The organism is Marasmitruncus massiliensis (assembly GCF_900186535.1).
Lineage (GTDB): Bacteria > Bacillota > Clostridia > Oscillospirales > Ruminococcaceae > Anaerotruncus > Anaerotruncus massiliensis_A.
This window is the reverse complement of record NZ_FYDE01000005.1, coordinates 622,565-645,076: the sequence shown is the minus strand read 5'-3', so window position 1 is coordinate 645,076 and position 22,512 is coordinate 622,565. Positions and strand designations below refer to the sequence as shown.

The window sequence follows — 22,512 nt, the reverse complement described above, 5'->3', positions numbered from 1 at the left end:
TCCATGTGGAATTACAATGAACGTTTCAGGGGTATCTGCCCCATCTTAACTACTCCATTTCATGACGACGGGCAGGTGGACTATAAAAGTCTGCGCAATGTGGTTCGGCTCCTTCTGGAAGCGGGCGTGCACGGCATCGCCCTTTTCGGCAACGCCAGCGAGGGCTATTCTCTTACTCAGGTGGAAAAAGTGAAAATTGCGCAGACAGTACGGGAAGAAGTTGCAGGTGCCATCCCGCTGGTCTTCGGTGCCGGTGGCGCCGGTCTTGAGACCGCTGTGGAAAATTGCCTGTGGGCGCAGGAGAGCGGCGCCGATTTTCTTATGATTATGCCGCCCCATATGATCAAGCCGGACCCTCAGCGGATGTACGATTATTTCGCTGCCATTGCCAGCGCTGTATCCATACCTATCATTCTGCAGGACGCTCCCAACGCCTGTGGTGTTGCCATCCCTGTGGATATTATGATTCGGTTATCAAAGGATTTTGACAACATACAGTATGTCAAAGAGGAAGGCCCCCCCACAATTGTTAAAATGCAGAGAATTTTGGAATCAGCTGAGGGCAGGCTTACGGTTATGGGGGGCGCAAATGGTCTCTATTGCTATGAAGAATTTTGCTATGGCAGCGTGGGCTGTATGCCGGCAGCTGAATTCCCTGAAGTAATGGTGCAGATTTATAATTCATTCTTTCAAGGGAATCGTGAGGAAGCCCGTAGTCTTTTCGCTCGTTATCTGCCCTATATTCGCATGGGAACTCTGGCCGGCGGCTACGCGATGTCGATTCATAAAGAGATTCTCAAGCGTGGCGGCGTTATTCGTTCCGCTTTTGTCCGCAATCCATGCGTTCCCGCGGATGAAGCGCTGAAAAGACAGACCATGGAGACTTTGGAGGGAAATCCCCTCTTGGCTCTCTCCTGGAGTGAAAAACATGGAGAAAAGGAGCCCAACTCATGATTTTTTCCAGCATATACGCAAACGGTTATGGCATGATCGGTTCCGCTGCCCTTCAGAAGGCGGTGGACTACTGCGCCCACACCGATTTTTCCTCTCTTACGGCCGGGACTTATAATCTGGACGGTGAGAACATGTACGCCATGATAATGGATTTTACCAGCAAGCCTTTGGACAATGCCCATCCTGAGCGTCATGAGAAATATGTGGATGTGCAGTTTTGGCCCGAAGGAGAAGAGTATTTTGGTGTTGCACCTTATATTGATGCAGGACCTTTGATTCGTGCAGATCAGGATAAGGATATCTGGCTTTACGAATCTGCCCGAAATGAAAGCTTTGTCCACGCAGTGCCCGGCTGCTATGCGGTGTTTTTTCCGGGCGATTTACACCGTCCCGGCGTGTGCGCAGGAATACCGGGCCATTACCGCAAAGTTGTAGTCAAGATTAATGTGGACCTTTTATGATATATGAAAGGGGGAGAGGTTTGAAATATGGTAGATATTCTTTTACAGGTGCGTAAATATCGCATCATCGTCGCTCTGCGGGGGATTCAGCCGAAGGATGTAACGGCTGCCGCCCGCGCCCTTTATGACGGAGGAATCCGTCTGCTGGAAATCACTTTTGACCAAGCGGACCCAAATACCGAAGCTAAGACCGCAGATGCCATTTCAGCCGTTCGCCGAGAATTTACCGATCGCATATTGGTCGGTGCCGGAACCGTCCTGACTCCTGACCAGGCTAAAGTGGCTGTGGAGGCCGGTGCAGAATACCTTCTGTCCCCGCATTTTGATCCCACCGTGGTTACAGCCGCCCGCGCACTGAATGTTCCTTCCATTCCCGGCGCTTTTACTCCGAGCGAGGTCGCGGCAGCCTGGGAGGCCGGAGCCTCTATGGTCAAGCTCTTCCCGGCGGGAAAGCTTGGTATCCCCTATCTAAAAGACATGGCGGCTCCTCTGGGACATATCCCGCTTTTGCCCATGGGAGGAGTGGATTTGGCCAACATGAACGACTATCTGGCTCTTTCAAACGTGACCGGTATTGGAATCGGCTCCGCAATCGTGAAACGTTCACTGATCGAGAAAGGCGACTTTGAAGGCCTATGCAAATTGGCGCGCAGCTTCACTGAAAAGCTGCCGCAGTAATGGAAAAGGAGAAAAGCTGATGGGCTCTTACATCATCACGATCGACAGCGGTACTACCAATACACGCGCCTTTCTCTGGAATGATGACCGCCGGGTAGTCGCCCGGGCAAAGCGGGAGGTCGGCGTGCGCAATACCGCCATCGACGGCAACAACAGGAAACTCAGGGAGGGCGTAAAGGATTGTATCCATGAAGTCCTGTCCAAGTCCGGACTCGGGGAATCTGACTTAAAGAGCGTATTGGCAAGCGGCATGATCTCATCCAACGTTGGGCTGGTGGAGATTCCCCATTGTGTGGCTCCTGTCGGTATCGGCGATTTGGCTGCCGCAGCGAAACAAGTATCTCTTCCCGAAGTCTGTTCCGTACCCATCACCTTTATTCCCGGCGTCAAAAATGCCGTTGAAACGGTTGACCTGACTAATTTCGAGTCTATGGATATTATGCGTGGTGAGGAAGTTGAGAGCGCCGCACTTATGGAAATATTCCCTCAGGGACGGGAATATCTGTTCTTACTGCCGGGCTCACACATGAAATTTGTTTCAGTGAATGCCGGTGGGAAAATCACCGGATGCCTTACCAGCATCAGCGGTGAATTGCTTTCCTGCATTACAAACGATACCATAATCGCAGATGCAGTCAATCGGAAATTTGCTTCTGCGGAAACCTATGACCGCCAAATGGTACTCTTGGGCTACGAGACCGCAAGGAAAACCGGTATAGGTCGGGCATGCTTTTCGGCCCGTATCCTTAGCCAATTTTCCGGGCAAAGCTCTGAGATGCTTTCAAATTACATTTTAGGTGTGGCTCTTCAGAGTGATGTGACCAGCATTCGGAGCTCTGGTGCCCTGACCGTCAGGCAACAGACCGAAGTGGTGATTGCGGGCAATATGCCCGTGCAGCAAGCTATATCGGATATTCTGGAATATGACGGTTACTTTCGGAACATTCACGCCTACATACCGCAATCCGACATCCCTCTTTCTGCTCTGGGTGCGTGGACTATCATGAATGTACATTGAGAACCTTGCTCTTTCGAACGGCGTTTTGGCGCTCCGGGTTATGCTTATGAAATGATTCCAATGTAGACGAGCAATCGACCGCAAAGCTGCTTCAGCGTACCTGTAGTACGGCTGGAGCAGCTTTCTCTTTAGTGGATAAACAGAATACACCAATTAATTTTAAATAAGTCATCAAAATTAATTGCAATATTAAGGAATTTGTGATTAAATAAATACAATCAAGGAAAAGAGGGGTTTACATGGATAGTAATCAATCGGCGGGGATGACGCAAAGTCTCTGCAAGGCCTTCGATATTTTGGCTTGCTTTTCCCCGGAGACTCCACAGCTCCGAGTCTCTGATTTTACTAAACGTCTTAATATCACTCAAAGCAATATTTCCCGTATTCTAAAAACCATGGTTGCTTACGAATTTGTGAGTTGGGATGAAGAGACCGGGTACTACCGTTTGGGAACCCGGATTATTACTCTTTCAAGTATTGCTCTCAACAGCATTGAACTTCGTAAGCAGGCGCTGCCTGAACTTTTTCTTTTGGAGCAGGAATACGGCGTAGGTGCCAATCTGGCTATTCGCAAAGGAACCGGAATGTATTATCTTGCTCATGTGGACAGCCGAAGTTCTCCGAGAATGTATACAATGATTGGATATACCAATCCCCTTCATTGTACTGCAATCGGAAAGGTACTACTGGCCTCTTTATCTGACGAAGAAATCAAGGAAATCATTAGAGAGGCCGAACTTCCAGCCTTTACACGCAACACCATTATCAGTGAAGATTTGCTTATGGAGCAGATCGGAAAGATACGCCTTCTCGGTTATGCCACAGAGTACGAGGAACACGCATTGGGAAGCGCTTGCATTGCCGCCCCCATTCGTGACTGTACTGGTAAGGTTATTGCAGGATTAAGCGTCTCCGGTCAGTACAGCCAGTGCAAACTTTTTGAACGCGAAGACGAGGTTGCCAGTATCGTCATCAATTCCGCAAATATTATTTCCCATAAAATGGGATATTTCTAAATTTCTAAGGTATCCTTCCTTTTAACGGTGTTGGTGGCGCCAAGCTTTCCTGCATTTCATTATAAAAAGATCTAAGTCAAAAAAATAATCATGAGGGAAACGGCTAAATGAAGCCGTTTCCCTCATCAATTAATATCATTTTATAAAGCGAAATGAGTAAATAATATCGAAAAATAGTACTCAAATTCAGGTAGACCGCAAGGTCTCGTGGGTTCCAATCCCACCGTTTTCGCCACAAACCCGCATAAACAGTGTGTTTATGCGGGTTTTCTTTTGCTGAAACACTCAGGAAACAGCTTCGTCTAAGGTCTAAGGAATTTATTAAAAAGTTTCCTCCTGCTGCACGCGCAGTGTCCACAAAGTGCTGTTTGAACGATCTTCAATCATGTCGTAAGTGATAATTTCCCCTTTTCTGATGTCCCGGATTGCCACATTGCCGGTAATCATATGGCCGGGGACTGCGCTTGCGGGTGCACGTCGGGTAGCCGGAATAATCATAGCTTTCAGCTTCAGGTCATGGTCGTTGCCAAGCGGCTCACCAGCCTTGATATCACGCTCGGCACGTTTTACCAAATCAAAGTAAGGTCTATATTCCAGCGTACCGGTATCCAGCCCAAGCAGCGCCGCGGAAAGGATCGTAGTCGACACTTCAACGCCGCAAAGATGGTATGGACGGTAGATGACTGCTGTAGAGCAATCGTAGTTCGGAATCTGGCCTTTGGTGGTCAAAATATAGTTTGAGTAGGCGTTATCACAGCGCACGACCATATATACGCCGCCGCCCATGCCGGATTCATCCGGCCGGCGTAAGTTTGTGTGTACATCAATAACGCCCTCGCCTTCATAAATGCCCTTATTCTTTTTGGCACAGTAGGCGACCGGAAGTTCGGTGATGCGCAGCGCCGCGTCGGTCAGATCCGGACAAGCGGGACGCATGCCGGTAGCGTTTGCGACCATGGTCATTTCACACAGGTCAAATGCGCCGGCCCCGGGAAGATCTTTCAAAAGTTCGGCGCGCTTTGCAACATATTCTTCCGCTTTCCCTTCCGGAATCATGCGGAAATACTTCATATCTTCTGGAGCAATGTGGGTAACATAATCATCGTGCACGGTGATGCCGTCGGCCTTGATCGAAACAGTGCCGGACTCTTCGTCCAGAATAAATTCACCGTCCCGGGCTTTGCCGGCGCTGATGACCGTTAAGCCGATGGTGCGCGCCCATTCTACCATTGCCATCAGCAGAGCGGGCTGATCGCCATCAACGGGAGAATAAACAACGCCGTTGTCCTTTGCCAGTTTCTTCAGAATGGGCCCGACTACGCTGTCCATTTCTTTACTGATAGCGGCAACGCATTTGCCTTTGCGAATCGCATTCAGGCAGTTGGCCGCGCCGGCTTCGGGTACGCCTGTCCCTTCGCAAATTACACGGATAGACGGGATGTCCATAAGCATTTCACTGCTGTCGGTATAAATATAGTTGCCGGCTGCTATCAGTCGCTGCGCCTCGTCGGCGTCAGCCGTATAAAAAATTTTGTTCTCCGGAATACCGGCCTTCAGAAACGCGCTTTTGGCACTCTCCAGATTTAAGTCGACTACGACGGGAACCCGCAGATGCGGGGTATACAACTGCTGGGTCACAACAGCGGTACCAAAATGGCCGGCGCCGATAATGGCAGCCTGAACTTCTTCGCCCTTGTGTTGCTGGAACAGGTGATGATAAAGCATAGATATCCTCCTTTGAATCTGTGTGGAAACATTTTTCCTTTTCTTATTAACACAGCAAAAATCGTGCCAGCCAATGCGATTCCATAAAAATATATCGTATGAGTTAAAAATCCAGAAGAATCCACAATCAAATTCCGAATGAATTGTGAAAATCCCCAATCTTTTGATACAGGCGGATTCCGCAGTTGACACCGGTGTCCTGCCCGCCTAAACTTGGGGTGTTGCAACAAATTGTTTCAACAGTAAAGGAGAAGCCATGATCCGTTTATTATTTTTTGCCCCTTATCCCGAGATGAAAGAGCGTCTTGAGCGGGTTTTAAGAGCCCATCCGGAAGCCGCCCGGCTGGAAGCAACGATAGCGCTGAATACCGTAGATCAGACGCCGGAGGTCGAAGAGGGCCGGTTTGACGTGGTGATCGCACGCGGCTATACGGCGCTGAAAATCCAGAAACTGTACCCCGCACAGCCGTTTGTAGAACTGTCGATTTCGGGTTATGATATCGTACAGGCGATTGCAAGATGTACGGAACAGTACCATCCTAAAAAAATTGCAATCTGCGGCTTTTTTTCCGAGCTGTACGAGGTTGAAGAGATCGCGCGGCTGTTTCATGTGGAAGCAAAAGTCTACCTGACCAAAAGCCACACCGAGTTGGATACTACGCTGCGCAGCGCAAAAAACAGCGGCTGTGAGGCGGTGATTGGCGGTTATTTTATAGCACAAGCTGCCAAGACGCTGGGGATGCACGCTACGGTGATCCGCGCCGGTGAAGACAACCTCCTGCACGCGGTAAACGCGGCTATCAGTATGGCGGATTCCATGCGCGCCGAACGTGTGCGTGCCGAGACCTATAAAACGATCATTTATGCTTCGCGTGACGGGGTTCTGTTTGTAGACGACCAGGGCGTGATCCAGGTGCGGAACCATGTCGTGCGCGATATGCTGGGTGGCAACGTCAGTTTGCTTTACCGGCCGCTGTCCGAAAAGCTTCCTTTTCTTTGCCAGACATACCGCCGCGTTTTAAAAACGGGACAGGCCGAGCAGAATGAACTGCATAAACTGGGAGGGGGCAGGCTGACGGTTGCATGCAGCTTTTCCCCTGTGATTGTACATCAAAGCGTGAGCGGTGTTGTTATCACCGTATCGGATATCACGGTTATCCAGGAACTGGAGGGGCAGATTCGCCGCAAGCTCAGCAGCAAAGGCCTTTATGCGAAATATACATTTGACGATATCCTCCACAAATCTAAAGTAATGGACGAGACGATCCGCATCGCAAAACGTTATGCGGCCACCTCGTCAAACATTATTATTGTTGGAGAAACGGGAACCGGTAAAGAGCTGTTTGCGCAGAGCATTCACAATGCCAGCCCGCGCCGCCGGGGCCCTTTTGTTGCGGTCAACTGTGCCGCTCTTCCGGAAAATCTGCTGGAAAGCGAGCTGTTCGGCTATGTGGAGGGGGCGTTTACCGGTAGTGGAAAAGGCGGCAAAATCGGGCTGTTTGAACAGGCGCACAACGGCACGATCTTTTTGGACGAGATTGGCGAGATTTCGCTTTCCATGCAGATAAAACTGCTGCGCGTGCTGCAGGAGCATGAGATTCGCCGCCTTGGCGACGATAAGGTGGTCTCTGTGAGTGTACGTGTTATCACCGCCACTAACAAGAACCTGCGCGAGATGGTTCGGCAGGGGCTGTTTCGGCATGACCTTTTATATCGGCTGGACGTTCTGCGTGTATTTTTGCCGCCGCTGCGGGAGCGTGCCGGTGATGCGGCGCTGCTGTTCCAAAATCAGCTCCGGCAGCTGGCGCAGGAGAACAATATGCCTGCTCCTCAGATCGAGAAAGGTGCGCTGGCTGCTTTGCATGGATATCCGTTTGAGGGGAATGTACGCGAACTTTGTAATCTGGCTGAACGGGTCTTTGTACGCTGTGAAAACAACTGCGTTGCCTGCGGCGATGTCCAAAAGGCCCTGCATATTGAAGATGTGCCGGTACCGCGCCTGATACCTGAAAAAAAGCCGGGGCCTGTGATATCGGCCGGCGGTTCAGATGCCGGCGAGGAAGAACTTATCCGCAGGGCGCTGGAGCAGTCGGGATACAACCGCAGCCGGGCCGCCGCACTGCTCGGATGCGACCGTACAACCCTCTGGCGCAAAATGCAGAAATATCCGGATCTGTGCAAAAAATAAAGCGTTGCAGGTGTTGCATCGTTGCAACATGTTGCGTTCGAATGACATGCCGGAAGAAGGAAAAGAAATATTGTGAAATGAGAGAAGAAAAGAAGACTGTTTCTGGAAATATATCGATCTATCTTCGCCGATTAGACAAGTTTGGCAGAAAATGATTATCTAATTTTATCAAAATTATTCACTAAAATAAAATAAGTGGAGAATTTGCGGAACGTGGCACGATATTTGCTGCTTGTTTTATAGAATGCATTTTCCGGAATGGCAGATGCAAAAAACAAATGAGCAGGAGGATTCGCTTATGTCTACGGCGTACATTTTGGTTTCCTTTGCACTGGTCATCGTACTGATGATCGTCTTGATCTCCAAGTTCCATGTCCATCCAGGCATCGGTATTCTGGTCTCTTCCATCATTCTTGCAATCGCACTCGGTTATAATTGGTCGGATATTGAGGGCAATATCAACTCCGGCTTCTCCGGTACGATCAAAAGCGTGGCCATCGTTATATTTCTGGGCTGTATCCTTGGCACCGTACTTGAAAAGACAGGTGCTGCCGTTCGCATTACAAAATGGGCGATTGACCTTGTCGGCGAGAAGAATATCATCTGGGCAATTGCCATTTCATCTTTCATTCTCGGCATTCCCATCTTTGCTGACAGCGTGGTAATCCTGCTGATCCCGATCGTTTCTCTGCTGGCCGTCAAGACCAACAAATCTATGATGAGTTACGGCACGGCGCTGTACCTTGGCGCTCTCACGACCGCTTCGCTGGTTCCGCCTACTCCGGGCCCCGTTTCCGCCGCGGCTCTGCTGGGTGTGCCGCTTGGCCAGGCAATTCTGTGGGGCGCTTTGATCTCGGTTCCCAGCGTCATCGGTGCTACCCTTTACTGCAAGACTTTAAAAGATCCTGTCCTTCCGAAGCAGGAATATGTTCTTGCCGCGCAAAACACGGATGAAGCAAAACTGCCCGGCCTGACCCAGTCTCTGATGCCGATCCTTCTTCCGCTGATCCTGATTGGTATCAGCACGGTGTCAACTCTTCTTTCCCCTGAAAGCGGTTTTACAAATGTGATGGCGTTTTTAGGCAGCCCGCTGGCAGCGCTTTTTGCAGGATGCCTGATGTCTCTGGTTCTCACAGGACCAAAGTGGAAGACTAAAGAAGTGCTTAATAACTGGGTCGAGGAAGCGTGTCACAGTGCCGCGATGCCGATTATCGTTACCGGCATGGGAGGCGCGCTTGCCTGGTTTGTGAAAGACTGCGGCGTTGCGGATACGGTTGCGGACGCAGTTGCGGGCTCCGGTTTTCCCGCAATCCTGATCCCGATTATCATTGCAATGCTGATCCATGTCATCACTGGCTCAAATGCTCTGGCGGTTATGACAGCCGCAGCGTTGGTCGAGCCCATGCTTTCCACACTGGGAATCTCCCCCCTTGCGGCCTTCCTCGCCTGCGGCACCGGTGCTCTGATGTTTAAACATACCAATTCCTCCGGCTTCTGGGTCACGGTTTCGATGTCCAATATGGATGTAAAGCAGGGCATCCGCGCTGTCGGCGGAGCGTCCACCGTTTCCGGTTTTATCGGCGCGGCGCTGACCTGTCTCCTGTGGGCTTTCCATGTGATCTGAGTTTTCAAAACACCGGACACCCAACCGTATCTTTTTGCAAGAGCGGTATTCCATGAAAAAGAAAGTAGGTATATAATGAAAAAGTATATGACAAGGGCGGCCCGTCTGAACGGGCCGTACGACATTGAACTGATTGAACGGGAACTGGTATGCGGGGAAGATGACATCATTGTCAAAAATCACCGTATGGGCATCTGCGGTTCCGATAAGAGCTTTTACCGTGGCAGCATGCCGCCGCAGACAGCGGAGTTTCGCCAGCCTCCCGAGTTTCCGTTTCTGCTGGGCCATGAAAGCGGCGGTACAGTCGTGGCGGTGGGCAGCCGCGTTTCGGATTATAAAGTGGGCGATCAGGTCATGGCATTTGGATGGAACAATAATTTTGCCGAGTATTTCTGTGCAAAAAGCTTTCAGCTTCAGCCAGTCCCTTTTGATCTGGACATGGATATCGCTTCTCTGGGCGAACCGATCGCCTGCGCAATGTATTCCGGCCTGAACTGCGGCGTCAATCTGGGTGATTTCGTCGTGGTGATGGGCGGCGGCTTTGCGGGGCAGATCATTGCGCAGTGCGCCAAAAAGAAGGGTGCGGCCTGCGTGGTCGTCGTAGACGTTTTGGAGGGAAAACTCAAGCTTGCAAAGCAGCTTGGAGCGGACGAGGTCATCCGTCTCGGCGAGGAAGATCCCGTCGAAAAGGTCAAAAAGATGACCGGCGGTATCGGCGCGGACGTCGTCGTTGAGGCGGCCGGAACCGCGGATTCCTTCAATGCAGCGACGGCAATGCTCAAACACAACGGTAAATTTGTGTTCTACAGCTGGGTCACGCAGCCGGTCACGCTGAATGTCAGCCGCTGGCATGACGATGGGATGGAATTTATCAATACCTGCCTTGTACACCATACCTGGCAGCAGCGCTATGTATGGTGCCCCGAGGCCCTGCGCCCCGTGGCTCAGGGGATGATCCAGATTAAACCGCTGATCACCAACGAATTTAAGCTCGACGACATCAAGGCCGGCTTTGACCTGGCTGACAAGGACGATACGGCGATCAAAATCTGCTTCCGTCCGTAAGCAAAACCATACGAAGGAGGCATCGGTCATTGTGATTTTAGGATGCATTGCAGATGATTTTACCGGAGCGGGCGATATCGCGTCATTTTTTGCGAAAGGCGGTATGCGCACCCGGCTGTATAACGGTGTGCCGCAGGATACATGTGAGGCAAATTTCGATGCGGCTGTAATCGCGCTCAAGACCCGCACGCAGGAGACCGTTTCCGCAGTGGAAGACAGTTTAACTGCGCTGAAATGGCTGCATGAACAGGGTGCAAAGCGCTTTTATGTCAAGTATTGCTCGACTTTCGATTCTACGCCAAGGGGAAATATCGGCCCGATCTGCGATGCATCGATGGAGTTTTTGCAGGCACCCTATACCGTGCTTTGCCCTGCACTTCCAGTAAATGGACGGGTGGTGCGGGGCGGCCGCTTGTTTGTAAACGGTGTACCGCTGGAACAAAGTCCGATGAAAAACCATCCGCTGACACCGATGTGGGCGAGTTCGATCGAAGAACTGATGGCGCCGCAAAGCAAATATCCCTGCCGTACCATTGGCCGTGCTTACGGCAACGCCTTGCCTAGATTGGAAGCAGCTCATGGCTATTATGTGCCGGACATGGAAACAGACGCCGATGCGGATGCGATCGTCGCCTGCTTTGGAGGGCTTCGCCTGCTTACGGGCGGAAGCGGTATCGCGGAGCCTCTTGCACGGATTCTGATGGAGGACCGTGTGGTTTCCCATCCCGATGCCGGAACCGACGGGCCCGCACTTCTGCTGGCGGGCAGCTGCAGCGTGGCCACGCGGGAGCAAATTGAAAATTACCGCGCTGCGGGCGGGGCTTGCCTGAAACTTGACCCGATGGCGCTGCTGGATGGAACGACCAATGCAAAAGAACTATGGAGGCAGGCAAAAGACTGCCTCGGGGAATCCGTTTTGATTTACAGCAGCGATACACCTGAAAATGTCCGAAAAATGCAGTCTCACGGTCAGGAAAAGGTGGCTGTGCTGCTGGAAAATACGTTTGCACAATTAGCTTGTCTTGCCGCACAGGATGGTATCCGGCGCGTGATCGTTGCAGGTGGCGAAACGGGCGGTGCCGTGACACGTCAGCTGGGGTTTAACGCGTATGAAATCGGCCAAAGCATTGCACCGGGCGTGCCGGTCATGACGCCGGTTGCCGACCCATCGCTGAGGCTGGTGCTGAAGTCAGGAAACTTCGGCCAGCCGGATTTTTTCCGGCGCGCGCTGGACAGAACCTGCCGCAAAAAGAAAGGTGAAGATTTATGACAGATGTTGAAATGCTTTGCGCGGAGGCTTGCCGGATTGCACACTCTCTTTATGCCCGCGGAAAAACTTCGGGCAGCAGCGCCAATCTGAGTTTCCGTATCGGTGACCAGGTGTACATTACGGCAGGCGGAAGCTGTTTCGAAACACTGTGCCCGGAGGATTATTCCTGCCTGAATCTGCAGGGAGATCTTCTTACGGGGCCCAGACCCAGCAAGGAATGGCCGCTGCATCTCAGCGTATATGCGGCGCGTCCGCAGACCGGCGCGGTAATCCATGTCCATAGTACCTACTCTGTCCTGTGGAGCTGTGTGCCGGGACTCGCCCAAGAGGACTGCGTACCGCCGAACACGCCCTATCTGCGTATGAAGGTGGGTAAAGTAAATTTGGTGAACTATGCAAAACCCGGAAGCCGGGAACTGTTTGATGCATTTGCAGAGCAGGCTTTCCGCGCCGACGCGTGGCTGTTGCGCAGGCATGGCCCGGTTGTTCCGGGAGAAACGCTGACGCAGGCTTATTATGGGCTGGAGGAACTGGAGGAAAGCTGCCGTATTGCCTGGGAGCTGCGGAATGCCGGGATTACTTTGGAATAAGAGGCGGAGGGATTGTGATGATCGCCAACGCTGTTTACAGTGTGGCCGAAATGCTTGTGGTGATGGCCGTAGGGTTTTTCATCGCATGCAGCAGATTTTATCGGGAAGCCCGGGCTGAACAGGTGCTGAACAAATATCTGTCGGCAGTGGCGATCCCGATCTATCTTTTTTACAACGTGTTGTCGGCATTCTCAACCCGCACCGAATTGCTTGTTACGCTGGCGGGGCTGTTTGTTCCGATAGCGGTGATTCTTGCGCAATATCTGGCCGGTTTCGCATTATGCAGGGTCTTGCGCGTACAGGCGGGGCGGCAGGGCGCGTTTATTGATGCCTGCGCGTTGTCGAATATCGTATTTCTGGGCTTTCCTGTTGTTACAAGCGTGTTTGGCGAAAAGGTCATTCCGGATGGGATGGTCTTCTATATTGCCAACACCCTGCTGTTCTGGACGCTTGGCACCTATTTGCTGCGCGTGGACGGCGGGCAGAAAAAGGGGTTCTTTCGAAAAGAAAATTTAATCCGCATTTTCTCGCCCGCGATGATCGGGCTTCTGGCAGGGGTGGCAGTACGCCTGACCGGTTTGCCGCTGCCGGATTTTTTGGCTGCATCTATAAAAAACATCTCGGCTACCTGTCCTCCGCTTGGGCTTATGTTCGTCGGCGCGTCCATCCGCAGCGCAAAGCCTCTCAAGGAGGGATTCCTGCGGGATATCGTAGTGCTGTTTGCCGCGCGGTATCTTGTAATGCCGGTACTGCTGGGACTTATCTTTTTTGTGCTGCCCATCAGTGTACAAAGCCGACAAGTGTTTTATATTCTTGCGCTGATGCCCGCAATGACTCAGCTTGGCATCATGGCGCACAGTTATCACAGCGATTCGGAATTCACCGGCGCATGGATTGCGATTTCATCCGTAATCGGCGTTGTCACCATTCCGGTCTTTGCGTGGCTGCTGCAGAATGTATTTATTTATAATTAAATTTTTTGAGCTAGAAGTTCTCTATATAACCCCGGAGCAATCCCTCTCCACAAACTTAGTGCGTATGTTTTCAGAAAAATGAAAATATACATCAGATTATTATTTCCCGCCATGGATGTTAATGTCTTAAAGATAATGGTAGCTCTTCATTATAAGACCACTTGATATGAAAATGGTTACAAGTTCAGCAAGTGGAAATGCCACCCAAACCCCAATTACACCAAAATATTGGGGAGAGTCAGTAAGGTAGAAATGATCGCTGATACCTTTCAGACTTTCGTAATCTTTTCTGCCATAATTGTAGCTGATGACTGAAGACCATTAAAAGCGGACGGCATGCGGCTCCCCGGGTGAAGCGGTTTATCTCGGTGCCTTGAAAACAGAAAAGGAGATGGAATCTCTCAAAGGTGGAATAGAGAAATATAAGGACGAGTGCAAAAAGATACAGGCCAATCTGAAACGGCTTTTGGATGAAACGAAGGATAAACAGCCCAGGATCTAGAACAGCTTGAGAAGAGCAGGCAGCAGTTTAAATCTGAAAAGAGCCAGGTAAGTGACCGGGTTCAAACTGTTGGGATAAGACTAAGTACAAATAAGAAAACAAGCATCTCTTTCTTTAGCTGTCCATATATCACCATTCGCCGATACTTTAGTGAAAAAACAATATCATATTGACATCTCTATGTCGTATGTTCTAGACTTTTTATGTCTTTCTCTTTCATGAGAAGACCTCCCTGCTATTTTTGATGCGGTTGGCCTAACCTTCATCTATTCCAGCAGGGTTCTTTTATCCGGCTAAAGCCATCGTCGATTCCCCCGGCTAAATCGGTGCATTTTTTCGATTAGACATCAAGAAAATCGCCTGCAGATTTTTGCTGCAGACGATTTTCGCATTTTTAAAAGAAGTAAACTGCCTCTATTTGTTAACAACATTGATAGGTTTACCCGCAAGGAACTGCCGCAGGTTGTCGACAGCGATATCCATCAACCGCTGGCGGCTCTCCTTCGGAGCCCATGAGATATGCGGCGTGATGATACAGTTCTTTGCGGTCAACAGCGGGTTGTCACCTTTGATTGGTTCCATTGAGACCACATCGAGTCCCGCCGCGTAGACCTTGCCGCTGTTCAGCGCGTCCGCGAGGTCCTGTTCTACGATCAGCGGACCGCGTGAGTTGTTCAGGATAATGACCCCGGTTTTCATCTTCGCAATGTTCGCCTTGTTGACGATGCCCTCGGTCTCCGGGAAGAGCGGACAGTGCAATGCAATCACATCCGACTGTGCGAGCAGTTCGTCAAGGCTTACATATTCGGCGATCGCCTCGCCGGATCCATTCGGGTAGGAGTCGTAGGCGATGACCCTCATACCGAGTGCCTTTGCGATGCGTCCGGTCGCCTGGCCGATGCGGCCAAATCCGATGACGCCGATCGTTTTATGCGCAAGCTCAATCAGCGGGTAATCCCAGAAGCACCAGTCGTCGTTATGTTCCCAGCGGCCTTCGTGGACCGCCTCGTTGTGATGGCCGATGTGGTGACAGATCTCGAGCAGCAACGCGATTGCGAACTGTCCGACCGCGTCAGTTCCGTAGGTCGGGATGTTGCAGACCGGGATACCTTTCTCCTTCGCGGCAGCGACATCGACGACGTTATAGCCAGTGGCAAGAACGCCGATGAACTTCACGTTCGGACATTTTCCAAGCGTCTCACGGGAAACCGGGGTTTTGTTGGTATAAACCGCGTTGGCGTCTCCGATGCGCTCCACGATTTTATCCGCAGGCGTGCGGTCGTAGACGGTCAGCTCACCGAGCGCTTCCAGCTCGTTCCAACTAAGGTCGCCCGGGTTTTCGGTGTAGCCATCCAGTATTACGATCTTCATTTGTGCAGTCTCCTTTTTAATGTGTATTCCCAGTTCATCCGCTGAACCGAACCGCTCTATCGGCCATCTCGGCTGAACTGTTGAATCATCCTCTTTTGCTCTTTGTATTTTCCAAATAGGACAGCAATCCGCCCGCATCAATCATTTTTTGAATAAAGGGAGGAAAACCGCCTGAAAAATAGGATTTGTTCTGCGTCAGATTCTTAATCTCTCCGGTTTTCAGATCGACCTGAATATGATCGCCTGCCTGTATTTCCCGCGCTGCCGCAGGTGATTCTAAAATCGGAAGCCCAATATTGATTGCGTTTCGATAAAAAATACGCGCAAAAGAAGCCGCGATTACGCAGGATATTCCGCTGGCTTTGATTGCAGTAGGCGCATGCTCCCGCGAAGAGCCACAGCCAAAATTTTCTCCGCCTACTATTAGATCGCCCGAACGGACCGTGCTTGCGAACGAAGCATCAATATCCTCCATGCAATGCGCGGCAAGGTCCTCATGCCGGTACAGCGCCAGATAGCGTGCAGGCAAAATCACGTCCGTGTCAACGTTATCTCCATATTTAAAAACTTTGTTTCCCATATCACACCTCCGACGGAATTGCGATTACACCGCTCAGTGCGGACGCGGCGGCAACAGCCGGGCTTGCAAGATAGATTTCCGAATCCTTGGTTCCCATCCGCCCGACAAAATTGCGGTTCGTGGTGGAAACACAGCGTTCCCCATCCGCCAAAACGCCCACGTGTCCACCATTGCAGGGACCGCAGGTAGGCATGCTGACCGTTGCGCCTGCCCGGACAAAGCATTCGAGCAGTCCCTCCTGCATTGCCTGCAAATAAATCTGCGGCGTTGCCGGAATGATAATGCAGCGCACATGGGAGGCAACATGCTTGCCGCGCAGAATCTGCGCCGCCTGCCTCAAGTCGGAAATATGTCCGTTGGTACAGCATCCGATAACCACCTGATCAATATGCAGTCCTGCATAGTTCGCCGCAGCGTTCACGTTGGACGGAAGATGCGGCGCGGCAACAAGCGGCTCAAGTTTGGACAGCTCGATCTCCACCACTCTGGAATATTCGGCGTCTTCGTCCGCGTATACCGGTTCGTAGTCCCGGCTGACGCGGCCGCTGAGATATTCTTTTGTGACCTCATCCACTGGGAAAATCCCGTTTTTGGCGCCTGCCTCGATCGCCATATTGCAGACCGTAAACCGATCGTCGATAGAGACGAACGGGAGTGCATCGCCGGAAAACTCGATCGACTGGTAACGCGCGCCGTCCACGCCGATTAGGCCGATCAAATGCAAAATAACATCCTTCCCACTTACAAACGGCCGGAATTTTCCAGTCAGATTCACCCGGATCGCGGATGGCACCTTGAACCAGTTCTTACCGGCGTACATCCCCGCCGCCATATCGGTGCTGCCGATTCCGGTGGAGAATGCCCCCAGCGCGCCATAGGTGCAGGTATGGGAATCTGCGCCGATAATCAGTTCTCCCGGCGCTACAAACCCTTGTTCCGGCAGCAGCGCGTGCTCGATTCCCATGTGTCCGCCGTCATAAAAATTCCGGATTCCCATCTTCTGTGCAAATTTCCGTACCAGCGCGCAGTTTTTGGCGGCCTGGATATCCTTGTTCGGCGCAAAATGATCCATTACCAGAACGATTTTCTCCGGGTTGAATACGCTGTTCAGATGATGCTTCTCCATCTCCTGAATGGCAATCGGCGTCGTTACGTCGCTGCCCATCACCAGATCGAGCCTCGCATTAACGAGTTCCCCCGCTGCCACGCTTTCACGCCCGCAGTGCTTTGCAAAGATCTTCTGAGTCATTGTCATGCCCACAAAAAACACCTCGGTTTTAAAGAATCGGGGCTCCGCCCCAATCCGACGCGGAGCCCCTGAAGATCAGTTTTGATCGTGTTTTTTAAACTCGTCGACCTTGTAACGCTGCTCCATCTCCATCAGCTCCGGCATGCCAACGATATTGGTGAATTCGTCGAACTTTGTCATGTTGTCTTCCATAAAGTAACGGGTCGTATGCTTTTCTTTCAAGTCCTTGAACAGGCGCTGTACAGCTTTGGCGGCAACAAATACCGAACTGGTCGGGTAGATCACAATATTAAAGCCCAGCGACTGAATCTCCTCGGTGAGCAGCATTGGGGTCTTTCCAAATTCGACCTGGTTGGCAAATTTATAAACGCCTTTTATGGAACCGACCAGCTTCATCTCTTCCTGGCTGCGCAGGGCATCCGCATAGACAATATCCGCTCCGGCATCCCTGTAAGCTTCCAAACGCTTGAGCGCTTCGTCGATTCCGTGGGTCGCGCGGGAATCGGTGCGGGCAATAATCAGCATATTTTCCCGCGCTTCCACCGCCGCGCGGATTTTCTCGATATGCTCCTCCATCGGAATAACTGCTTTATTCTCCATATGTCCACAACGTTTCGGGAACACCTGGTCCTCCAGATGGACCGCCGCCATTCCCGCACGCTCAAATTCCCGGACGGTACGCTGTACGTTCAACGGATTGCCGTAGCCGGTGTCAATATCTCCGATCAGCGGAATATCAACCACTGCGTTCATGTTGGCGCAGATGGTGGACATCTCGTTCATGGTCATCAGGCCGTAATCCGGCAGCCCCAAAAAGGACCCCGCCGCGCCGTAACCGGTCATAAAGCCCGCTTCAAATCCTGCCTGTTCCACCAGACGCGCCGTAAGGGCGTCATAGCAGCCCGGCGCAACAATGATTTCCGGATTTTTGAGACGCTCCCGCAGGAGTTTCGCCCCATTCAGACCTTTTGTTTTCATATGTATTTCGTCCTTTCAAACTCACTTCAATCCAGAACCGTTCTGGGCACATAGACGTAGCCTTCCATGATGCGGCGTGCCGTGCGCCCGAAAACCGCGCGGACGATCCGGCCGTTCTCACGGGTGACGTTGCACTCGATAATTCCGCTGGGATGGCCGATACGAACGGTATAATCGTCCCCTTTGTCCCCCATAAGCTGCTGCACAACCGTTCCGGGGGTCATTGCCGCGCAACCGGTACATACCGTTGCGGTACCGGAATAGGTTTTATGCATAATTCCCATGAACATATCGCGAGAGACAAAATCGATTTCCGACGGTTCAATACGCTTTCCATCGGTGTAGCCCCGGTATGCCTGCGGTTTGGAAACGAATGCTACCATTGGGACTGCGCGCACTTTTTCATGTGCGGTCGCCCGATCAGCGATTCCCATTTTCTCCGCTGCAATACAGCGGATATGTTCCAGCAATTCGAGCATCTTTGGATCACTGTCGATTTCATTCGGGCTTTCCGTCCCGACAAGCCCCAGATCCTGCGCCCGGACGAACACCATCGGGCTGCCCGCATCCAGCATTGAGACTGTGAGCGGTCCGAATCCATCTATCTGGATTGTATCGATCGGATTCCCGGTGGGGAGGAGCCTGCCGGTCTTTGCACCGATCGTCCCTGCCATATTTAAGCCGATACGGGCACCCGTTCCAGGTACGCCATGGATCTTATATTCGCCAACCTCCTGCGGTCCCTTGTCATCCACCGGAACCTCCGCAATGAACACTTTATCAGTGTTAGTGTTATAGATACGCACAGTAGTAACCGGCTGCTGCGCCTGCACCAGGCCCTCCGTAATCGCAAAAGGACCAACTCCGGAAGAAATATTGCCGCAGTTGCTGGAATAATCCACGAATGCACTGTGGATATCCACCTGACCAAACGTGTACTCCACATCCGCGTCTGGCCGGTTGGACCGGTTGATGATCGCCAGCTTACTGGTGAGTGGATCCGCGCCGCCCAGACCGTCGATCTGGCGGGTATCAGGGCTGCCGAAAATTGACAGAATCACCGCATCCCGCTTTGCGGGGTCGCACGGTAAATCATTGCCTTTCAGAAAAATACCCTTGCTCGTTCCGCCGCGCATGATCACGCAGGGAATACGTTCCATTGCCGGATGATACATAAAAACCACTTCCCTTCTTTTTGCTGCTCAGTTCAATTTTATGCAGCCATTGATGGGAGCCATGTAATAATATTCGGGCAAGCCATCAATAAAATTAAAAATGCCGTAGCTAATATGAGATAAATGAGCAGATGTTTATTACAAACTATTTCGATTCCAACCTTACGCAATCCAGCTGCAACATATAGATTCAAACCTACTGGCGGTGTGCACAAACCGATTCCCAAATTGATAATCATGACGACCCCAAATACTACTGAACTGATGCCATAATCGTTCAAAACGTTGGCAAAAATCGGTGCAAGGATCATAACTGCAGGAACGGTGTCCATAAAAGTTCCGACAAAGAGCAACAGAACCGTGACCAGAATCCAGAATGTAAGCTGGTTTCCAGCAATACCAATGATCCATTTTGCAATGGAAGTCGTCACATTTTCGCGGGTCAATACATATGCAAAAGCCGTTGCAGCGCATACAATAAACATGATGACGCAGCTGGTCTTTACGGAACCGCGCAGAATATCGATAATTTTTTTCAGATCCAACTCCCTGTAAACGAAAGTTCCAACTACAGCGCCATAAAGGGTTGCTACCGCAGCCGCTTCCGTAGGAGTAAAAATCCCACCGTAAATACCCCCTAGAATAATTACTGGCATCAGCAGAGCCCACACTGCGTCTTTAAAAGATTGCCAGACTTTACGCAAAGAAAATTTATGGATAACGATCTCATTTTTATGTTTGAATCCATATACTACAGAATAAATTGCCATTCCAAGCGCCAGAATAATTCCTGGAAAAATACCGCCAAGGAACACATCTGTGACAGAAATGCCAACCGCCATTCCATAGATGACCATTGGAATGCTAGGCGGAATAATGATCCCTAAAAAGCCAGCCGAAGCGCAGGTTGCCAATGCGAACCGTTCCGGATAACCTTCTCGGATCATAATCGGTACCATAATTGCTCCGATCGCGGCAACTGTCGCCGCAGAGGATCCGGAAATCGCTCCAAAAAAAGCAGAGGCGACAAATGCTGTAATTGCAAGTCCACCCGGAAGCCATCCTAAAATAGAACTGCCAAAGTCGACCAGCCGTTTTGCAACGCCGCCCTTTTCCAACAATCCCCCCGCAATCATAAAAAATGGAATTGCCATCAAACTATAGGAATCAGCAGCCGTAAAAAACTTTTGTGCAACCACCATAGGTGTAATATTTGTAAAACAAAATAAATAGACAAAAGAAGAAAACGCAAGCGATACCGCAACCGGAACTCCAACAATTAGTAAACATATAAAAATCACAAACAAAACAATCGCTGTTGAACTCATTTTTCCACCTCCTCATGCGTGGGGAACCCCTTTTCCGTCATAGGAAGAATGATTTTAATAATCTGTTCAATTGTGGCCAAAAGGAATCCTGCATAGATCACACCATAAATCATGTACATTGGCAGTTTCAACGCAGGCGAGGTTTGATTTCCTGCAAAGGTTTTTGCCATAAACAGATAAGTCGAATACAAAATTGCAAGATATGCAATCAGCGTGATGATATCTGAAAATAACCGTACAGATTTCTTAGATTGTTTGGGAAGAAGATTGATAAAAATATCCACACCTAAATGCGCATTCTCACGTACCGCAATACTCATTCCAAAAAAGATTCCCGTGATCATCATGTATCGGGCGCTTTCTTCCGTCCACAAAAGCGGCAGATGCAACAGATACCGGTATATAATGGTGATGAGCACGAAAATAAACATTGCCAGAAAGCTGAGAAGTGCCACGGTTGATTCGACCATATCAAAGGAGCGGCTGATCCGGCGAAGCAAATTCTTTTTTTCGTTGCCTTTCATAACAACCTCCAACTCGAAGTTCAGTGAGTTGATTCAATTTCGTCGACTGTAGGAAACCTTTATCTACAGCCGGCAAATTGAATCGCATATGCCTCATTTTGATTCCTTACGCTTATTGTACAATTATCCGCCTATAATGCTCTGAATCTGATCGATATCGTTTTGTTCGACACTGCTTCCAATGAATTGCGGCCACACTTTTTCCTGCATCAGCTTTTTCATCTCTGCGATTTGTGTATCATCAAATTTTATAATCTCAGTACCGGCTTTCTCCATTTCAACCAGTGCAGTATCCTCCATATCCGAAACAAGTGAACGCTCATATAGTGCAACTTCCTGCGCTGCATCCCTTAAGATTTGCTGATATTCAGCCGGTAATGAATCATAGGTCGCTTTACTCATGATCAGCGGCGTAGGGCTATAAATCATATTTGCTATCGTAAAATATTTTGCAATTGTGTGAATATTGGAACTATAAATGGTCGCTATCGGGTTCGACGTACCATCTACCGTACCATTCTGAATCGAAGTAAATACTTCACTCCAGGCCATCGGAACCGGGTTAATTCCAAGTGCCGACATCGTTGCCATGAATACATTATTTTCCATAACACGGATGGACAGGCCATCATAATCTTTAATTTCTTTGATCGACCGATTGCTGTTAATAACATCAAAATATCCGCATTCCCAGAAAGCCAACCCAATCATATCCACTGATTCCAACGTATCCATTTTGTTTTTGCCCCACTCGCCATCCAATGCTTTATATGCTTCATCTTTAGAAGCAAACAGGTATGGCAAATCGAATACAGTAAACCCTTCTATAAAATTAGCGAGCGGCGCAGTCGCTCCAAGCGCTAAATCAACAGTTCCAAGCTGGCAACCTTCAAACAAGTCCCGCTCATTTCCCAATTGTGAAGACGGGTAAATTTCCACTCGAACCTCTCCATTGGTTCGCTCGTTGAGCAGTTCATCCAGTTTTTCCAATCCGCTCTGGTACGGATGCTCCGTACTTAGGACGTGACCAGCCTTTAAAATATATTTTGCGCCAGACAAGTCTTTTGTGGTCTCTTGAGAGCCCGACTGTGCGCTCGCCGCAGCAGACCCCGCATCCGGACTTTTTTCTGTGGAAGAAGATAGCGTAGTATTGCTGTTGCCACAAGCGCAAAACGAGAATACCATACACAATACTGTTACAAAAGAAATCGCTCCCCTGAATTTTTGCATATTGCCTTCCCC

The 22,512-nt window shown here is 50.4% G+C and carries 20 protein-coding genes and 1 tRNA gene; 12 read left to right on the top strand and 9 right to left on the bottom strand.

Annotation, left to right across the window (positions count from 1 at the left end; genetic code table 11):
- Positions 1-3: 3 nt before the first annotated feature.
- The 6 genes from C1A10_RS11145 (at position 4) to C1A10_RS18505 (ending at position 4,362) form a co-directional block, all read left to right on the top strand.
- On the top strand, positions 4-954 hold the full coding sequence (locus tag C1A10_RS11145) for a dihydrodipicolinate synthase family protein (protein WP_101910332.1): 951 nt from the start codon (positions 4-6) through the stop codon (positions 952-954).
- The gene (locus tag C1A10_RS11140; protein ID WP_101910331.1) at positions 951-1,415 is read left to right on the top strand and encodes a NanQ anomerase/TabA/YiaL family protein; all 465 of its coding nucleotides are present in this window, start codon (positions 951-953) and stop codon (positions 1,413-1,415) included. The genes C1A10_RS11145 and C1A10_RS11140 overlap by 4 nt, the downstream gene beginning before the upstream one ends.
- A 27-nt stretch (positions 1,416-1,442) precedes the next feature.
- A complete protein-coding gene (locus C1A10_RS11135) occupies positions 1,443-2,093 on the top strand; it encodes a bifunctional 4-hydroxy-2-oxoglutarate aldolase/2-dehydro-3-deoxy-phosphogluconate aldolase (RefSeq protein WP_101910330.1) in 651 nt (216 codons plus the stop codon).
- A gap of 19 nt (positions 2,094-2,112) precedes the next feature.
- Positions 2,113-3,111, top strand: coding sequence for a 2-dehydro-3-deoxygalactonokinase (locus tag C1A10_RS11130; protein ID WP_101910329.1), 999 nt, complete (start codon positions 2,113-2,115; stop codon positions 3,109-3,111).
- Between the two features lie 239 nt (positions 3,112-3,350).
- Positions 3,351-4,127 carry an IclR family transcriptional regulator gene (locus C1A10_RS11125; protein WP_101910328.1) on the top strand — a complete coding sequence of 259 codons (777 nt, stop codon included), beginning with the start codon at positions 3,351-3,353 and terminating at the stop codon, positions 4,125-4,127.
- A 95-nt stretch (positions 4,128-4,222) separates the two neighbouring features.
- Positions 4,223-4,362 (top strand) — tRNA-OTHER (locus tag C1A10_RS18505).
- Between the two features lie 86 nt (positions 4,363-4,448).
- Here C1A10_RS18505 and C1A10_RS11120 read toward each other — a convergent pair.
- Entirely contained in the window at positions 4,449-5,852 is a 1,404-nt protein-coding gene (locus tag C1A10_RS11120) for an NAD(P)H-dependent oxidoreductase (RefSeq protein ID WP_101910327.1), read from the bottom strand.
- A 256-nt stretch (positions 5,853-6,108) separates the two neighbouring features.
- Between C1A10_RS11120 and C1A10_RS11115 the strand changes: the two genes are divergently transcribed.
- The 6 genes from C1A10_RS11115 (at position 6,109) to C1A10_RS11090 (ending at position 13,563) form a co-directional block, all read left to right on the top strand.
- The gene (locus C1A10_RS11115; protein WP_101910326.1) at positions 6,109-8,040 is read left to right on the top strand and encodes a sigma 54-interacting transcriptional regulator; all 1,932 of its coding nucleotides are present in this window, start codon (positions 6,109-6,111) and stop codon (positions 8,038-8,040) included.
- 298 nt (positions 8,041-8,338) lie between these two features.
- Positions 8,339-9,664, top strand: coding sequence for a GntP family permease (locus tag C1A10_RS11110; RefSeq protein WP_101910325.1), 1,326 nt, complete (start codon positions 8,339-8,341; stop codon positions 9,662-9,664).
- 75 nt (positions 9,665-9,739) lie between these two features.
- Positions 9,740-10,729: a zinc-dependent alcohol dehydrogenase gene (locus C1A10_RS11105; protein ID WP_101910324.1), complete on the top strand. Its 990-nt coding sequence runs from the start codon at positions 9,740-9,742 to the stop codon at positions 10,727-10,729.
- A 31-nt stretch (positions 10,730-10,760) separates the two neighbouring features.
- Positions 10,761-11,999 (top strand): 3-oxo-tetronate kinase, encoded by a 1,239-nt coding sequence (gene otnK / locus C1A10_RS11100; RefSeq protein ID WP_341456909.1) that lies wholly within the window; start codon positions 10,761-10,763, stop codon positions 11,997-11,999.
- Positions 11,996-12,589, top strand: coding sequence for a class II aldolase/adducin family protein (locus C1A10_RS11095; RefSeq protein ID WP_101910323.1), 594 nt, complete (start codon positions 11,996-11,998; stop codon positions 12,587-12,589). The genes otnK and C1A10_RS11095 overlap by 4 nt, the downstream gene beginning before the upstream one ends.
- A 17-nt stretch (positions 12,590-12,606) precedes the next feature.
- Positions 12,607-13,563: an AEC family transporter gene (locus C1A10_RS11090; protein ID WP_101910322.1), complete on the top strand. Its 957-nt coding sequence runs from the start codon at positions 12,607-12,609 to the stop codon at positions 13,561-13,563.
- A 916-nt stretch (positions 13,564-14,479) separates the two neighbouring features.
- Here the strand turns inward: C1A10_RS11090 and C1A10_RS11085 are convergent.
- The 8 genes from C1A10_RS11085 to dctP form a co-directional block, all read right to left on the bottom strand.
- The gene (locus C1A10_RS11085; RefSeq protein ID WP_101910321.1) at positions 14,480-15,436 is read right to left on the bottom strand and encodes a D-2-hydroxyacid dehydrogenase; all 957 of its coding nucleotides are present in this window, start codon (positions 15,434-15,436) and stop codon (positions 14,480-14,482) included.
- Positions 15,437-15,521: 85 nt separating this feature from the next.
- The gene (locus C1A10_RS11080) at positions 15,522-16,016 is read right to left on the bottom strand and encodes a 3-isopropylmalate dehydratase small subunit (protein WP_101910320.1); all 495 of its coding nucleotides are present in this window, start codon (positions 16,014-16,016) and stop codon (positions 15,522-15,524) included.
- A gap of 1 nt (position 16,017) precedes the next feature.
- Positions 16,018-17,277, bottom strand: a complete 1,260-nt coding sequence (gene leuC / locus C1A10_RS11075) for a 3-isopropylmalate dehydratase large subunit (RefSeq protein ID WP_101911635.1) — start codon at positions 17,275-17,277, stop codon at positions 16,018-16,020.
- Between the two features lie 63 nt (positions 17,278-17,340).
- Complete coding sequence (locus tag C1A10_RS11070) at positions 17,341-18,243, bottom strand: isocitrate lyase/PEP mutase family protein (protein WP_101910319.1); 903 nt, start codon at positions 18,241-18,243, stop codon at positions 17,341-17,343.
- 26 nt (positions 18,244-18,269) lie between these two features.
- Positions 18,270-19,418, bottom strand: coding sequence for a 2-methylaconitate cis-trans isomerase PrpF family protein (locus C1A10_RS11065; RefSeq protein WP_242968916.1), 1,149 nt, complete (start codon positions 19,416-19,418; stop codon positions 18,270-18,272).
- A 38-nt stretch (positions 19,419-19,456) separates the two neighbouring features.
- Positions 19,457-20,746, bottom strand: coding sequence for a TRAP transporter large permease (locus C1A10_RS11060; protein WP_101910318.1), 1,290 nt, complete (start codon positions 20,744-20,746; stop codon positions 19,457-19,459).
- Positions 20,743-21,270: a TRAP transporter small permease gene (locus tag C1A10_RS11055; protein WP_101910317.1), complete on the bottom strand. Its 528-nt coding sequence runs from the start codon at positions 21,268-21,270 to the stop codon at positions 20,743-20,745. The genes C1A10_RS11060 and C1A10_RS11055 overlap by 4 nt, the downstream gene beginning before the upstream one ends.
- A gap of 123 nt (positions 21,271-21,393) precedes the next feature.
- Entirely contained in the window at positions 21,394-22,500 is a 1,107-nt protein-coding gene (dctP, locus tag C1A10_RS11050) for a TRAP transporter substrate-binding protein DctP (protein ID WP_180951101.1), read from the bottom strand.
- Between the last annotated feature and the right edge of the window lie 12 nt (positions 22,501-22,512).